The sequence below is a fragment of the Corynebacterium sp. TAE3-ERU2 genome (genome assembly GCF_019209955.1).
In the GTDB taxonomy this organism is placed as follows: domain Bacteria; phylum Actinomycetota; class Actinomycetes; order Mycobacteriales; family Mycobacteriaceae; genus Corynebacterium; species Corynebacterium megadyptis.
Genome location: NZ_JAHUTL010000002.1, coordinates 335,728 through 350,847, shown reverse-complemented (window position 1 = coordinate 350,847; position 15,120 = coordinate 335,728). Strand labels below are relative to the sequence as shown.

Sequence of the window (15,120 nt, the reverse complement as noted above, 5' to 3'; positions counted from 1 at the left end):
TGGTGCACCGATGATTCCCACGCTTATTCTCAGCTAGGAAGGTCCTCAAACAGTGTCAGGTACAGTCGCGATCGCCGTCATGGTGGTGGTGTGGCTTTTCGTTCTTGCACCTCTTGCACTCCGAGGTCAAAAGCCGATCCGTCGCACCAACAAGGCCTTCGATGAAACCCGCGTGGTCTACGAGGGGGGCTCCGGCGAGCTGCCTCGCGCCACCCGGCCCCGCTGGTCGCGTCGCGATATCCGTCCCGAAACCCCGCAGCCCGCTGTGGAGGCAGAGGAAATTGATCCCGAAGACATCCTGATTGATGACTCTCCTCGTCGCACCACCGTGGCCGCAGAGCCTGTGGTGGATGAAGTCGATGGCGACGTGGTGCGAGAGCTGGAGCCAGCACGCAACACCCAGGCGGATGCAGCGGCGGATGAGGACACCTCCGACGAGGAGACTTCCGCTGCGGAGCCGACCGCCAACGACGAGGACGAGCAGGCGCTAAGCGTCGACACCGTAGCAGCAGAGGATCCTGCCGCCGCGGAGTCCGTCTCCGAGGAGTCCGCTGCGGAGGCTGAGACGGATGAGGTCGAGCAGGACACTCCTGTGGCCGAAGACGCCTATGAGTTCGACAGCTCCTATACCGGCCCCTCCGATCTGCTCCACCCAGCAGCTCACTATGAGGACGCAGACGAGGTATCGGAGGCCGAAGCTCCTGCCGATGACACCGTCGAGCACGAGGTAGAAGCCACTGATGAGGATCGTGAGTTTGCTGCTTCTCGACGCGGCCGCGGCTGGTACGACCCCGAAGCCGACGCCAATCTCGCCCACGCTCGCTACCAGCGCCGCCAGCGCACCATGATCGGCTTGGGCGTGGCAATCCTTGTGGGTGTTGTGCTCGGCATCGTTGCTGGGGGCTGGGCTTGGCTGTGGAGCGTCGCTGCAGTGCTCTTGACCGTGCTCTACCTTTCTGCCCTGCGTAAACAAGTACGTGCCGAACAACAGCTCCGCCAGCACCGACTGCGCCATCTGCGCCGCGCCCGCCTTGGCGTTCGCACGGACCGAGACGAAGAGATGGGTGTGCCCGAGCGCCTGCGCCATCCCGGCGCTGTGGTCCTCGACATGGACGATGAGAGCCCTGACTTCGAATATCTCGACACCAGGGATGTCAGCGCCGACTTCTACGACGATTACTACGATGAGTACGAAACGTCCTACAATGGCGGTCAGCCGCGTCGCGTAAGTTAGAGCACGTTCGCTCTCACCCGCTGCGACGCAGTATGGGGCCATAGCTCAGTTGGTAGAGCGTCGCGTTCGCAATGCGAAGGTCGGGAGTTCGATTCTCCTTGGCTCCACAGAATACATTTCCCCTAGTGGTTATCCACTAGGGGTTTTGTTGTGTTAAGGCTGGGTGAAGGCTTTTCGTGGTGGTGGATGAATCTACGGTAGAGCACGAGTATGCTGATCGCAGCCTACGGCTTGGGCCTGTGAATAAAATGGTAGTCTCCGCGTCGCGTGGTAGCGCGGTCCTGCTCTAAGCTCAGCCGGGGTAGGGGAGAAGGGTATGTGATGGATTTTCCGAAGTTTGATGATCAGAAGAGTGTGTACGAGTACATTGTTTCGGTAGGTCCTCAGCTATCTCCAGAGGATATGGCTCGGGTTCAAGAAGAGGCCGATGACGGTGACTACACCTTCGCTGTGACTAAATACATGCTCATGGCGCAAGATTATGGCATGGACGACTACATCCCTTACGCCGTGCGGGAAAACCTGCGGCTTTTCAAAGGCGATTACGGTTTCCGCACGCTTGCTCAGGTGCTGTCTGTCGATCCGGACACTATGACGCTGTACTAGTCCATCCGCACGTGTACGCCACGTTCTTCTTTGCGCGTGGTGGTGTTGGCTTCCTCTAGTTGGATGATGCTGGGTTCGAGTCTCAGCGTGGCCACTAACCCCGCATTGGGCGGTCCTTGAAGGACTGCTGGTGTGGGGTTGTGTTATGCCCGTTTTCTACTCCCAAGAGGAGTCATGGAAAACGATTCTGTTAATCACGCCCCAGAGAGCACTGAGGAGGCTGCTTCTGCCGCTGAGTACTCGAGTTCGGATCATCTATCCGAGAACAGTGCAGCGAGCGATGCTGGTTCTGATACGTCGAGCGAGACAGAGATGTGTGTCGAGCAGCTGCGTAAAGAGCTGGAAAAGACGCGCCGAGAGGCGGCTGGGCATTGTGTAGAGCGCAGCAAGTTGCGTGTGAGCAGCTGGCAAGTGCTCAGAGCCTTGAAGAGCGTGTGAGGTTGCTGGAGGCGGAGAAGGAGCAGGCCCATGCTCAGGCTATGTCTGCGACTCGGGATGCGATCGCGTCGAAGGCTGGTGTGCCGGCGGATTTGATTGTGGAAGACACGGCTGAGGATATGCAGGCGTTCGCTGACAAGCTGGTGGAGTTGTTTGAGCAGCGCGCACCTTCGGGGTTGCCTGTTGTGGGTAGTGCTGGCCTGCTCTAAGCTCAGCCGCGGTAGGGGAGAAGGGTATGTGATGGATTTTCCGAAGTTTGATGATCAGAAGAGTGTGTACGACTACATTGTTTCGGTAGGTCCTCAGCTTCCTCCAGAGAAAATGGCTCGGGTTCAAGAAGAGGCCGATGACGGTGACTACACCTTCGCCGTAGAGCTCTACATGCTTATCGCGAAAGACTACGGCATGGACGACTACATCCCTTACACCGTGCGGGAAAACCTGTGGCTCTTCAGAGGAGACTACGACTTTCCCACGCTTGCTCAAGTGCTGTCTGTCGATCCGGACACCATGATGGTGCTTTAGTCCATCTCACGTGTACGCCACGTCCTTTTTGGGTGGTGGTGTTGGCTTCCTGGTTGGGTGATGCTGGGTTCGAGTCTCAGCGTGGCCACTAACCCCGCATTGGGCGGTCCTTGAGGGATGGCTGGTGTGGGGTTGTGTTATGCCCATTTTTTCTACTCCCAGGAGGAGTTATGAATAACGATTCTGTTGCTCACACCCCAGAAAGCACTGAGGAGGCGGCTGGGCATTGTGTAGAGCGCAGCAAGTTGCGTGTGAGCAGCTGGCAAGTGCTCAGAGCCTTGAAGAGCGTGTGAGGTTGCTGGAGGCGGAGAAGGAGCAGGCCCATGCTCAGGCTATGTCTGCGACTCGGGATGCGATTGCGTCGAAGGCTGGTGTGTCGGCGGATTTGATTGTGGGAGACACGGCTGAGGATATGCAGGCGTTCGCTGACAAGCTGGTGCAGTTGTTTGAGCAGCGCGCACCGTCGGGGTTGCCTGTTGTGGGTAGTGCTGGCCTGCTCTACGCTCAGCCGGGGTAGGGGAGAAGGGTATGTGATGGATTTTCCGAAGTTTGATGATCAGAAGAGTGTGTACGACTACATTGTTTCGGTAGGTCCTCAGCTTCCTCCAGAGAAAATGGCTTGGGTTCAAGAGGAAGCAGATGACGGTGACTACACCTTCGCGGTGAAGGTTTATATCCAAATCGCGAAAGACTACGGCATGGACGACTACATCCCTTACACCGTGCGGGAAAACCTGTGGCTCTTCAGAGGAGACTACGACTTTCCCACGCTTGCTCAGGTGCTGTCTGTCGATCCGGACACCATGACGCTGTACTAGTCCATCGCACGTGTACGCCACGTCCTTTTTGGGTGGTGGTGTTGGCTTCCTAGGCGGGTGAAGCTGGCCTCGATTCCTTATGCGACTCTGAGCCCCGCAGTGCGTGGTTGTGGATCGGCGGTTGGACGGAGGCACACTGATCGCCGCCTCCCCGGGGCTAGGAATGACAGTTCTGCCGGCCACGCGAGCGAGAACATCTGGGAAGATGTCGCTTGCTGAGCATGCGAGTTCAGTTCAGCTATCCGTTCACAGTGGCGCCAGCAACGACGATTGTGCACCGCGTTGAAACAGAGATATCTGGCGCGAGGCCGCATAAGAAGCTGGAAAGACACCCGAGAAGGCGCCAGCTGGGGAGCCCACGGTTCTGCATACTGAACGGGAGTTCTTAGGGTACGCTTATTTGTCTCATGGGTCGTGTGTTTGTCCCCGCATGGGGTGGAGAAGGTCGCCCAGTGTGTGAGTTTGAGCGGGCTTTTGCCACGTGAGCGGGGTGTGGGTTGAGAAAAGTTTAATGGCACGGGTGTGCTTTAAGGGGTAGGCAGAGCTGGCCGCGATGCGGGTGCGTCTAAGATCACAGAAAATTTATTTTCAGCCTTCTATCAGGTGCTTTACCCCCGATCCCGCCGGGTGTTCATCCTTTGTTCACCTTTGGTTCTTGAGGGCGTTATGTCGGTTGTTTCTACTCTGTGCAGATCCTCGTCCATGCTCAACACGGAGATATGTGAACTACATGCAGACCAAGAGTCGTGAACATACCGCTACGGAAACTCCCGAAGCGGTGCAGAGCGATGTCGCTATCCCGCGCAGTCCTCTCTCCTTCATTCCGCTGAAGGGGGCCGCAGCCAATGCCCGCGACTGGATTGGCGTGGTCCTCGGAATTTACGTGCTGATCACGGCCGTGAAGGTCATCGGCTCCGGTTTTAAAATTGCCACCGGTGATCAGGCGGAGGCTCTCTTCTCCTTTGCCTCCAACCCGATTGTGGCCTTGATGATTGGTCTTTTGGCCACTGCCTTGACCCAATCCTCCTCCACCACCACCTCCATCGTGGTTGGTCTAGTGGCCGGCGGATTACCCATGGCGGTGGCTATTCCCATGCTGATGGGTGCCAACCTCGGAACCACTATGACCAATACTTTGGTCAGCTTGGGTATGGCGCGAGATAAGGATGCTTTCCGACGCGCCTTCGCCGCAGCCACCGTGCATGATTTCTTCAACCTGATGGCCGTGCTCATTCTGCTTCCGCTTGAGCTGATGTTCGGCATATTGGAGAAGAGCTCCAATTGGATGGCTACCCACACCGATGGTTCGGATGGCGGCATCGTTGCCGCAGTCTTCAGTGGTATCGGTTCCTTCGTTAAGACCATCACGACCCCGCTTGCGGACCTGTTCAAGGGGGGTATTGGCTCCCTCGGCTTGAACGATGTGTGGACCGGCGTTCTGCTCATTGTGCTCGGTGTTGTGTTGATCCTTGCCGTGATTAATAACATCGGCAAGCTGCTCAAGGTGCTCATGGTGGGTAAGGCCAAGGATGTGCTGCACAACGCCATCGGACGTGGCCCCATCACCGGTATTTTCTCCGGCGCGCTGATGACGATCATGGTGCAGTCTTCCTCCACCACCACCTCTCTGGCAGTGCCGCTGGCTGGCTCCGGCACCTTCACGTTGCGACAGATTTACCCCTTTACTATCGGCGCCAATATCGGAACCACCATCACCGCGCTGATTGCCGCCTTCGGCTTCACTGGCGCGGAGGGTACCTTGGCGATGCAGGCCGCCTTCGTGCACTTGCTATTCAATGTGTTCGCCACCCTGATTATCTTCGGCCTTCCCTTCCTTCGCGGACTCCCTCCGCGGGGAGCGGAAATGCTGGCACGGGTCTCCGCAGAACGAAAGATTTGGGCTGTGGTGTGGACCGTGGGCGTGTTCCTCGTAGTCCCCTTCTTGCTGATCCTGGCTACTAATCTCTTCTAGGGAGTTGATTCATGTCCGAACATAGCGCGCCCGATCTTGAGTCCAGGCTCAAAGCCAAGCTCGTCGAAGCGGAAAAATATGCAGCGAGCATCCGCGAGGACATCGCTGCTCTCGTGAAGAAATCCGATGATCCTGACGATGTTGCGGAACGGAAGATGCAGCACGAGGCAGTCAATCATCTCGACGAGTATGAACGGCAGACGCACGTGCACTGGCACACCGTGCTGGAGTTCCTAGAAGACGCTATTGCAGAGTTGCGCGCTGGCCATGAGGACGCGGATGCGGCGGCAGATGACCGCGAGGCGGCGTCGACAAGCGCCGCTAGTGGCGCTGAGAGCAGCACCGTGGAGAAGGCACCGTCGGTACAGACGGCGCCCCGCACCGATAGTGACACCGTTGACCATGACGATACGCACGAGCCCTGATACCTGAGGGAAACCCCAAGCGATGGACGAGCGCTTGGGGTTTGGCCGTTTAAGAGTCGGTGTAGGTGCGAGGAAACGACCACCTATAGCGGCGGCGAAATAACACGATCGAGAGTGCAGTCCCGAATGCCTCGGCAGAAGGACTGCTCATCAGGCACCGAGGGAGTATCCTTGGTTGCACCCCACTTTTCCCAGTGAATAAAAAACATCAAAGCAGGAACGAAACTGTGTAATAAGGGTTGGTGCTGGCACCATGCGCCGCACCGGCCTGACGTGCAGTGAGAGGTCACCTGCTCGGTGGCTGTGAGGAAGACGGATCCATGAGTGAACGAAGTGATACCGAACTGGAAGCTCGACTGGAAGTCAAACTTGCCGAGGCTGAGGAATATGTAAGCCGTTTGCGCAAGGAATTGGCGGAATTGCGCTCACGCAAGGCTCAAGCTCAGGCAGAGCGCGCCATAGTTGAGGCCGCCGAAGAAGAACTACGCGAGGCTGATCAGCATGCTGTTACTGATGAGCTCGACAAGTACATGCAGCGCACCGCCGTGCAGTGGCGTTCCGTGCTGGAATTCCTAGAAGACTCGATCGCGGAACTACGGCGGGATCGCGAGCGATCCAGCGAATCCAGCGAGGAGCCGCGGGTGTCCGCGGAAGACGCCTTGCTGAACTCTTTGCCGCCCAAGCCGTCCAAGGGGGAGACTGACTAGTCTCACTCGTGGCTACCAGGTGGAGACGGGGATAGCGCGCCACACCTCGGCCGTGCATCTTTGGCATGCTGGAGGCATGGACTCCTACGGAGACGATGTATTCATCAAAAGACCTAACGAGCACGGGGCGGCCCTGGCTGAAGCTGCCGGACTGAGGTGGCTCAAAGAAGGCGCGCCCGCCGCGATCGTGGAGGTGCTCGAGGCCTCAGAAACAGCCATCGTGACTGCCCGAGTCACCGAGGTGCGCCCCACCGCAGAGGCCGCGTACGAGGCGGGTCGGCAGATCGCGTTCATGCACCGCGCTGGAGCCGCAGCGCATGGTGCACCACCAGCCCCAGGCGGCGAGGAGTTTCGGGGACAGAATTTCATCGGCACCCAACCCCAAGACTGCACGCCCTCTGAGCAGTGGGGCAGCTTCTACACCCAGCAGCGCGTGCTGCCCTTTGCCGAGACCGCGCGGCAGCAGGGAACGCTGTCCGAGCAGGACTATCGCGACGTGCTCGCCGCCTGCCAGCGCATCGAAGCTAGTGACTATAACCCGCCGGTGGCGCGCATCCACGGCGACCTCTGGGCCGGTAACCTGCTTTTCTCGGAAGAAGGCCCCATCCTTATCGATCCCGCCGCGCACGGTGGCGCCGCACTGACTGATATAGCCATGTTGGCGCTATTCGGTGCCCCCTTCTTCGATCAGATCGTGCAGGGCTACCAGAGCATCTCCGCGCTCGAGGAGAACTGGCGGGAGCTCATTCCGCTGCACCAGATGCACCCGCTCGCCGTCCACGCGGCCACCCACGGCCCGTCCTATGGCCGCGAGCTGGGCGCGGCGGCACGCGCCGTGACGTCACTAGGAAACTAAGGCGGATACGCCGCAGTGTCCGCGCCGCGAGGACACAGCGGCGCGCTGTGATCGCGCGGCTTTATTGAGACGGTCGTGGCCGCGCTGGGGTGTTAGTCTTAGAAACCATGGATAGACCAGCAATGAGGGACGCAGCGCTGTTTCTCCTGCGCGCCGTGCTCGGCTTCCTTTTCATCGCCCATGGCTGGCAGAAGGTCGCGATCGACGGCATGGATGAGACCATCGGCAGCTTCAGTGCCATGCACGTGCCGCAGCCCAAGCTCTCCGCCTATATCACCATGATGGCGGAGCTCGCCTGCGGTGGCTTATTGGTGGTGGGTTTTCTCACCACCATCGCCGCGGCCGTATTAGCTCTGGTCATGGCTGGTGCCCTGTATTTCGTGCACCTCGATTCGGGCGTTTTTGTCGGCACGGGCGGGTTTGAATATGTGCTGCTGCTCATCACCGCGCTCATCATGGTGATCGTCTTTGGCTCGGGCCGGGCCAGTATCGACGGAGTGCTCACCAGATGATGGACTGCGCACAGGTCCAGGCGGCGCTATCTGCCCGTCTGGACGGCGAACCCACCGGCATCAATGATGACGCGCTCGATGCGCACCTGTCCCAGTGCAGCGACTGCCGAGCCTTTCTCAACGAGGCCGCGGCATTGAAGCGCAGCCTGAATTTTTGTGTTGCCGACGACTCCGATGGGGCGGGGGTGACCCCTCCCGATCTCTCTGAGATGATTCTCGCTGGGGTGGAGCCGCAGCGGCGTCGCCAAGCATCGCGCCGCGCAATCGGGGTGGGCATCAGCCGCGTGCTGCTGGTGATCTGCGCGCTGGCGTTTTTGTTCTGGGGCATCCAACTCTTCGCCGCCGCCGCTTCCGTGCAACAGGCATGGGAGGCAAGCGAGCTTGATCCCTATCTCGCGCGGATGCTCGTCGAAGGCGCCACCGTGCGGTTTGCTCTGGCCTTCGGCCTCGTATTCGCGGTGTGGCGCTCCCGCATCGCGATGGGCCTCTTACCCGTCTATGGGGCGCTATTTACCTTCAGCCTCGGCTTTGGCGCTCGCGATATGGTGCTGGGCACGATCGATCGTGACAGCGTGTACTGGCTGCTACTGGTGGGGCTCAGCGCCGTGGTGCTGCTGTGCTACTGGCTCGCTGATCGAGGATTGGTGGCGCTGGAATTGGCGTGGCGGCAACTATCCGCCATGCCCATGCAGAGCACCGATCTCCGCTAACGCCAGCTACGCAGCCACATGATGGTGAAGTAGTAGTCATCGCTGATCAACATCCCGTAGAAGATGGGGGAGTAGAGGGCGAAGAACACCACCGTCGCAACGAGATAGCTCACGGCAAGCACGCTGCCCACATGCCAGGTGTGCAGCCGCAATCGCGCCATTGGATGCGAGCTGGCCAGGGGGTGCCGTCGCAGTGTGGTGCCTGCGCCCCACATCTGATTCAGGATCAACGCTAAGCCGATGATGATGAACGGGATGAGCGGCACGGCGTAGAAGAAATACATTTGGCGATCATAGGAGAAGAGCCACGGAACATAGCCGGCGCTGAAGCCGAGCAGCACCATGAGATAAGCGCCGCGGCCACGCAGGAAGAACTGCACGATCGCCCACACGAGAACGGGCACGGTGAGCCACCAAATAATCGGCGTGCCATAAAGAAAGATCATGCGCCGGCAGGTGGAATCGCCGCACGCGATATCGGTGTCGGAATAAAAGAGCACCGGCCGCAGGGCGGCTAACCAGCTCAAGGGCTTGGACTCCCACGGGTGCTCGTGGCCATTGGAGTTGGTGAGCGAGGAGTGGAAGCTCAGCATCTTGTCGTGGTAGTACACCCAGCTCGCCACGGTATCGGGAAGCGAGGCATACCACGCACCCTCCTCAATTTTTCCCTCCTCGGCGGCATGCCGGAAAGAGGAGGTCTCTGCGGCGAACCAGCCGCGCCAGCTGAAGATATAGCAGGCCACGGGGAGGATGACGAGGTAGACAAAGGCCTTCGGGGCATCGCGAAATAGTGTTCGGATCACGGCCTTCTTATCGCCGGCCCCAGCACGCACCCACGCATCCCACCACACGGTGATGACGCCGAAGAAGGCCATGTAGTACAGCCCCGACCACTTCACGGACAGCGCTAAGCCAAAAAACAGCCCGCAGGCGAGCAGCCACGGGCGCAGCCCAAAGCGCAGCGGTGCCGGGCCGGGCTGAAGGGCCCGTGTGGTCACTTCTTCGCGGTCGCGGATAAAGGCGTAGCAGGCGCAGAGGACAAAGAACACCAGGTAGATGTCCAGCATGCCGAAACGGGAAATAACTAAGAGGACGCCGTCGCACAGCGCAATGATTCCGGCGAAGAGAGCCACGCGAGACGAGCGGGAGATACGACGCGCGAGCAGCATAATGACGAGCACCAGGACACTGCCGCAGAGGGCCGCCATCACGCGCCAGCCCAAGGGGGAGTAGCCAAAGATCGCCTCGCTCAGCGCGGTGAGACGCTTGCCCAAGGGCGGGTGCACCACGAGCCCATAGCCCGGGTTGGATTCGATTCCGCCGCCCGCGAGCAGCCCGAGCTGGCCGTGGATGCTGCGCAGTTGGTCATAGGCCTGGGGCACATAGTGCTTCTCGTCGAACACGGGGGTGCCGCTGGCGGTGTGGGCGCTCAGGGCGATGAAGCGAGTGAAAAAAGATAGCGCCGCGATGATGACGAAGATGAGGGTGTCACAGCGGCGCCACACCAGCTCAGAGCTCAGCGAGCCGCCGCGCCAGGCACGCCCATGCACCGCGGTCGAGCCCATATGGGGTTCGCGATTGAGGAGCGGGGCCGCAGCACGAGGCCGGTCTGGGGAATCGGAGGGCGGCTCTACAGCGCCATGCGCACTCGCCGAAGCTGAACTCATGGCTACTTAGTCTAAATGTTGAGCCGGACACCGCTAAAGGGCGCTGAGGGGATTACCGCGAACTCCTCTCGCTCGGTGCCGCCGCGCTCGGCAGAGTACGCCTTCCTCGGCGCGCGCGGGGATGTGAGAAGCTAGAGCTCATGAGCATCTCCTCCGCGCGTCACCCTGCACCACCGACCTATGCTGACTCGCTGCCCCGCGGGGTGATCATTGCGGCTACGCCCCTGGGCAATATGTACGATGCCTCGCCGCGCTTGGTCGCTGCCTTGGCGCAGGCAGACATTATCGCCGCCGAGGACACGCGTCGCACCCGCTCCCTCGCGGCGGCGCTGGGGGTAGAGATCAAGGGCAAAGTGATCTCTAATTTCGATCACAATGAAAGCGCGCGGGTGGAGGACTTGCTTGCCGCCGCTGCGGCCCACTCGGTGCTGGTGGTCACCGACGCCGGCATGCCCGCGGTATCAGACCCCGGTTTTCCCCTCGTGCAGGCCGCTCACGATGCGGGCATAGCGGTGACCTGCCTGCCCGGCCCCTCGGCAGTACCCACCGCCTTGGCTCTGTCGGGTCTGCCGGTGGGCAAGTTTTGTTTCGATGGTTTCGCCCCGCGCAAGGCGGGCGCGCGCCGCACCTGGCTTGCTAGTTTGCGTACAGAAGAGCGGGCGGTGTGCTTCTTTGAATCCCCGCATCGCATCGCCGCAACTCTTGAGGAGGCCGCGGAGATTCTCGGCCCCGAGCGGCAGGCGGCGGTGTGCCGGGAGCTGACGAAGACCTATGAGCAGGTTAAACGCGGCGGTCTGGCGGAGCTTGCCGACTGGGCGAGCAATGGTGTCAAGGGCGAGATTTCGGTGGTGATCGCCGGCGCGACCGGGGCGGCGGACACCTCAATGGAGGAGCTGGTAGCCCAAGCCGTGCAGCGCGTTGCCGCGGGAGAGCGCGTGAAAAACGTGACCAAGGAACTGGCTCAGCGCCATAAGGTGTCCAAAAACGAGCTCTATGATGCCGTGATCGCCGAGCGCGATGCGATGAAGGCTGCGCCCAGCGCCGCGGCTGAAGGCTCGGCTGCGGGTGCTAATAATGGGCTTGAGCCAACAACTGAGCGTGGATCAACCTCAGTCTGAGCGAATTGTTATCGTCTTGTGACATTTCGCTTATCGACGTTGTCCTTCAGGCATGGTCAAACTCACCCCTGAACAGGGGAAAAGCTGCTATCTGTGGAGCTTCTAAGCCAATGCTGAGCTAGCTCTGAGGAGAGGGGAGAACCCCTATGCTGCGAGTTTCTGCCCAGCGAAGCGCTCTCTCCTTTTGGCAATGAGGTGAATTTTCACCAAGCTAGAAGCATGAGCACTTCTGACCAGAATGACGCGGCAGGCACTCCTGCCGTAGACGAGACCGAAGGATCCGGTGCGGATGCCCACGCGGTAAACGCGTCGGCTACTACGGCCCCGAATTCCGCAGGGGCTGAACGCACCTCGGGAAGCACTGAGGACTCCAGCGGCACGACCGCCGCGGGCGAGTTCGCCTCACTTCTCGATTCCGAGGACGAATATAACTACAAGGAAGCCGCCGCGCAGTTTAATGACTACGGCGCTTATGAAGATAAAAATGCCCCACTGAGCTGGGGCATTATCATCCCCTCGATGGCTGTGGTGATCGCTATCGTGGTCTGGGGTCTGACCCTGCCCGATAGCTTCGCAGCTTTCGCTAATGATGCCTTCGCGCAAGTGATTGACAAGCTCGGCTGGGCCTTCGTGCTCTTCGGCACCGTGTTTGTTGCGTTCATCCTGTACGTGGCGCTGAGCAAGTTCGGCAATATCAACCTTGGCGCCGATGATGACGCGCCGGAGTTCTCTACGCCCAGCTGGATCGCGATGATGTTCGCGGCCGGTATGGGCATCGGCCTGATGTTCTTCGGTACGTCCGAGCCGCTGACCTTCTTCCGTAATGGTGTGCCCGGGCACCCGGACCACCAAGCCTCCTCGGCGTTTGCGTCCACGCTATTCCACTGGACCCTGCACCCGTGGGCGATTTATGCGATCGTGGGCCTGGCTATCGCCTATTCCACCTTCCGCCTCGGCCGGAAGCAGCTGCTGTCTTCGGCCTTTATTCCGTTGATCGGTGAGCGCGGTGCCAACGGCATCATCGGCAAGATGATCGACATCCTCGCGGTGATCGCGACCGTTTTCGGTACCGCCGCGTCTCTGGGTATCGGTGCGCTGCAGATCAAGTCCGGCCTGGATGCTTCTGGCGTGATCGAGGATCCGCAGAACTCCACCGTGGTGATGATCGTGCTGATCCTGACCGTCTGCTTCATCATTTCCGCAATGTCGGGTGTGGGCAAGGGCATTCAGTACATCTCCAACGCCAACATGGTGCTGGCAGCGCTGCTCGCTATTTTCGTGTTCGCCATGGGGCCAACAGTCAACGTGCTCAACATGTTGCCCACCTCGGTGTCCTCCTACTTCTCCCAGTTCTTCGAGATGGCCGCCCGCACTGCCAACAACGGCAACCCCGAGGCCGCGGCATGGGTCTCCGGCTGGACCATCTTCTACTGGGCATGGTGGATCTCCTGGAGCCCCTTCGTGGGCATGTTCTTGGCTCGCATTTCTCGCGGCCGTACCGTGCGTGAGTTCATTCTCGGCGTGCTGCTGGTGCCCACCGCAGTCTCTGCTGTGTGGTTCTCGATCTTCGGTGGCACCGCCATCACCTTCGAGCAGCGCGGTGAATCCATCTGGGGTGACGGCGACAGCCAGCGCCAGCTCTTCGACTTGCTGCACCAGCTGCCGGGCGGCTTCATTGCCGGCTTCGTAGCGATGGTGCTGCTGTCCACCTTCTTCATCACCTCGGCGGACTCCGCCTCCACCGTGATGGGCTCGCTGAGCCAGAACGGCGCGATCGAGGCCAACCGCTTCGTCTCTGCCGCCTGGGGTATTCTCACCGCCGGCATCGGCCTGACCCTGCTGCTCATCGGCGATGGCCAGGACTCCCTGCAGAACCTGCAGAACGTCACCATTGTGGCTGCCTCGCCCTTCCTCGTGGTGATCATCCTGCTCATGGTTGCCCTGCATAAGGACCTGAGCAATGACAAGCTCTACTTGGATCACAAGGAGCAGCAGCGCTGGGCTATGAAGCTGGCCCGCGAGCGCCGCGTGTACAACGAGTGGAAGCAGGCGCAACAGCGCCGTTCCGAGGTGCGTCGCAAAGCGCGCAAGATGATCTAATCTTTTCGCCACTGGCTTCTGACCGCCTTCTCCTTAAAAAGGGGAGGGCGGTTTTCTGTGTGTCGCGGGCGGGTGCCTCGGGCTGGACGATGGTGTCCAGACATGTCAGTAGACTGTGGCTCTATGAGCCATACGATATCTACCCAGCACCTTGGTGAGCTGACTCTCAGCAACATCACCTTCACCCAGCCTTTGAGCGCCGACCCCGCAGACGAGCGCACCATCGACGTCTTCGCCCGCGTGGTCACAGCCCCCGGTGGCGAGGACAAGCCTTATCTGCTGTTCTTGCAAGGCGGCCCAGGAGTGGAAGCACCCCGCCCCTGTGCTCAGCCGGCCGAGCCCTCGTGGCTGCCCACGGCCCTCGAACGCTATCAAGTGGTGATGCTGGATCAGCGCGGCACCGGCCAGTCCAGCCCCGTCGATGAGCGCATTCTGGCCGACAATAGCGCCGCCGAGGTGGCCGAATACCTCACTCACTTGCGCGCCGATGGCATCGTCCGCGACGCGGAGGCCCTGCGCGAGATTCTCCAGGTGGATACCTGGTGCAGCCTGGGGCAGTCCTTCGGTGGTTTCACCACCTTGCACTACCTCAGCACGCACCCCGAGTCGCTGGATAACTGCTATTTCACCGGCGGGTTGTCCGCGGTGGGTCACTCCGTGGATGAGGTGTATTCCGAATGCTATCGCCGGATGCGCCGCAACTCGGAGGAGTTCTATCGCCGCTTCCCCGAGCTGCGCGAGACCATGCGCCAGCTGCTCGAGGCGGCCCGTGCCGGGGAGATCGTGCTGCCCAATGGCGAGGTGGTCTCTGAGACTCGGCTGCGCTCGCTGGGGCACCTGCTCGGCTCCGATGACGGTTGGCTGAAGCTCTATCAGCTCCTGCAGCTGGATCCCCAGTCCAGCCAATTCGCCTATGATCTTGCTGGCCTGCTGCCCTATGGGGGCCGCAACCCGCTCTACTATGTGCTGCACGAATCCTCCTACGCCGATGGCGGGGCCACCAACTGGGCGGCGCAACGCTGTCTGCCGCAGGAGTTCCGCGAGGATCCCACGCTCTTGCTCGGCGAGCATGTGTTCCAGGAGTGGTCCGAGACAGTGCCCGCCTTCCAGCCGTGGGCGGAGGTGGCCGAGATCCTCGCCGCTCATGAGTGGCCCACGCTCTACGATGCCGAGGCGTTGCGGAACGCCGGGGTGCAGGGGGCAGCTGCGGTCTACGCCAATGACGTATTCGTGCCCCTGAACTTCTCCCTCGAGACCGGGGAGCTGCTGGAGAATGTCGCACTCTATATCACCAGCGAATATGAGCACGGTGGATTGCGCACGAGCCAGAACGGGGCGGTGCTGCGGCATCTCTTCGAGCTCGCCGCGGGCCAGCGGGTGCGCTAAGTGCCGTGCCGGTGGGTGCGGGCGTGAGGGTGGCGTCGATAAGCGA

Annotated in this window: 15 protein-coding genes, 1 tRNA gene and 1 pseudogene; 16 read left to right on the top strand and 1 reads right to left on the bottom strand. The window is 60.5% G+C overall.

Annotation, left to right across the window (positions count from 1 at the left end; genetic code table 11):
• Window positions 1-52: 52 nt before the first annotated feature.
• The 13 genes from glpR (at window position 53) to KRX12_RS04395 (ending at window position 8,803) form a co-directional block, all read left to right on the top strand.
• Complete coding sequence (gene glpR / locus KRX12_RS04455; RefSeq protein WP_218365868.1) at window positions 53-1,234, top strand: gephyrin-like molybdotransferase receptor GlpR; 1,182 nt, start codon at window positions 53-55, stop codon at window positions 1,232-1,234.
• Between the two features lie 34 nt (window positions 1,235-1,268).
• Window positions 1,269-1,341 (top strand) — tRNA-Ala (locus KRX12_RS04450).
• A gap of 214 nt (window positions 1,342-1,555) precedes the next feature.
• A complete protein-coding gene (locus KRX12_RS04445) occupies window positions 1,556-1,840 on the top strand; it encodes a hypothetical protein (RefSeq protein ID WP_218365867.1) in 285 nt (94 codons plus the stop codon).
• Window positions 1,841-2,274: 434 nt separating this feature from the next.
• The gene (locus KRX12_RS04440) at window positions 2,275-2,487 is read left to right on the top strand and encodes a hypothetical protein (protein ID WP_218365866.1); all 213 of its coding nucleotides are present in this window, start codon (window positions 2,275-2,277) and stop codon (window positions 2,485-2,487) included.
• Between the two features lie 31 nt (window positions 2,488-2,518).
• Window positions 2,519-2,803 carry a hypothetical protein gene (locus KRX12_RS04435; RefSeq protein WP_218365865.1) on the top strand — a complete coding sequence of 95 codons (285 nt, stop codon included), beginning with the start codon at window positions 2,519-2,521 and terminating at the stop codon, window positions 2,801-2,803.
• A 289-nt stretch (window positions 2,804-3,092) separates the two neighbouring features.
• On the top strand, window positions 3,093-3,320 hold the full coding sequence (locus KRX12_RS04430; RefSeq protein ID WP_218365864.1) for a hypothetical protein: 228 nt from the start codon (window positions 3,093-3,095) through the stop codon (window positions 3,318-3,320).
• A gap of 16 nt (window positions 3,321-3,336) precedes the next feature.
• Entirely contained in the window at window positions 3,337-3,621 is a 285-nt protein-coding gene (locus KRX12_RS04425) for a hypothetical protein (RefSeq protein ID WP_218365863.1), read from the top strand.
• Between the two features lie 730 nt (window positions 3,622-4,351).
• Window positions 4,352-5,593, top strand: a complete 1,242-nt coding sequence (locus KRX12_RS04420) for a Na/Pi symporter (RefSeq protein WP_255549020.1) — start codon at window positions 4,352-4,354, stop codon at window positions 5,591-5,593.
• Between the two features lie 11 nt (window positions 5,594-5,604).
• Window positions 5,605-6,018: a hypothetical protein gene (locus tag KRX12_RS04415; RefSeq protein ID WP_218365862.1), complete on the top strand. Its 414-nt coding sequence runs from the start codon at window positions 5,605-5,607 to the stop codon at window positions 6,016-6,018.
• Window positions 6,019-6,338: 320 nt separating this feature from the next.
• Window positions 6,339-6,725, top strand: coding sequence for a hypothetical protein (locus KRX12_RS04410; protein WP_151530059.1), 387 nt, complete (start codon window positions 6,339-6,341; stop codon window positions 6,723-6,725).
• 76 nt (window positions 6,726-6,801) lie between these two features.
• Window positions 6,802-7,581, top strand: a complete 780-nt coding sequence (locus KRX12_RS04405; RefSeq protein WP_218365861.1) for a fructosamine kinase family protein — start codon at window positions 6,802-6,804, stop codon at window positions 7,579-7,581.
• Between the two features lie 107 nt (window positions 7,582-7,688).
• Window positions 7,689-8,093: a DoxX family protein gene (locus KRX12_RS04400; protein WP_151530061.1), complete on the top strand. Its 405-nt coding sequence runs from the start codon at window positions 7,689-7,691 to the stop codon at window positions 8,091-8,093.
• Window positions 8,090-8,803: a zf-HC2 domain-containing protein gene (locus tag KRX12_RS04395; RefSeq protein WP_255549019.1), complete on the top strand. Its 714-nt coding sequence runs from the start codon at window positions 8,090-8,092 to the stop codon at window positions 8,801-8,803. Before KRX12_RS04400 ends, KRX12_RS04395 begins: the two co-directional genes overlap by 4 nt.
• Here KRX12_RS04395 and KRX12_RS04390 read toward each other — a convergent pair.
• Window positions 8,800-10,470 (bottom strand): dolichyl-phosphate-mannose--protein mannosyltransferase, encoded by a 1,671-nt coding sequence (locus KRX12_RS04390; protein ID WP_218365860.1) that lies wholly within the window; start codon window positions 10,468-10,470, stop codon window positions 8,800-8,802. The two genes, KRX12_RS04395 and KRX12_RS04390, sit on opposite strands and share 4 nt — an antisense overlap.
• Before the next feature lie 140 nt (window positions 10,471-10,610).
• On the opposite strand from KRX12_RS04390, the pseudogene rsmI reads away from it, so the two are divergent.
• The 3 genes and pseudogenes from rsmI to KRX12_RS04375 all read left to right on the top strand — a co-directional run.
• Window positions 10,611-11,486, top strand: a pseudogene (rsmI, locus tag KRX12_RS04385) (16S rRNA (cytidine(1402)-2'-O)-methyltransferase); the annotation flags it as partial.
• 321 nt (window positions 11,487-11,807) lie between these two features.
• Window positions 11,808-13,688, top strand: coding sequence for a BCCT family transporter (locus tag KRX12_RS04380; RefSeq protein WP_218365858.1), 1,881 nt, complete (start codon window positions 11,808-11,810; stop codon window positions 13,686-13,688).
• A 123-nt stretch (window positions 13,689-13,811) separates the two neighbouring features.
• Window positions 13,812-15,074 (top strand): alpha/beta fold hydrolase, encoded by a 1,263-nt coding sequence (locus KRX12_RS04375; protein ID WP_218365857.1) that lies wholly within the window; start codon window positions 13,812-13,814, stop codon window positions 15,072-15,074.
• Window positions 15,075-15,120: the final 46 nt, after the last annotated feature.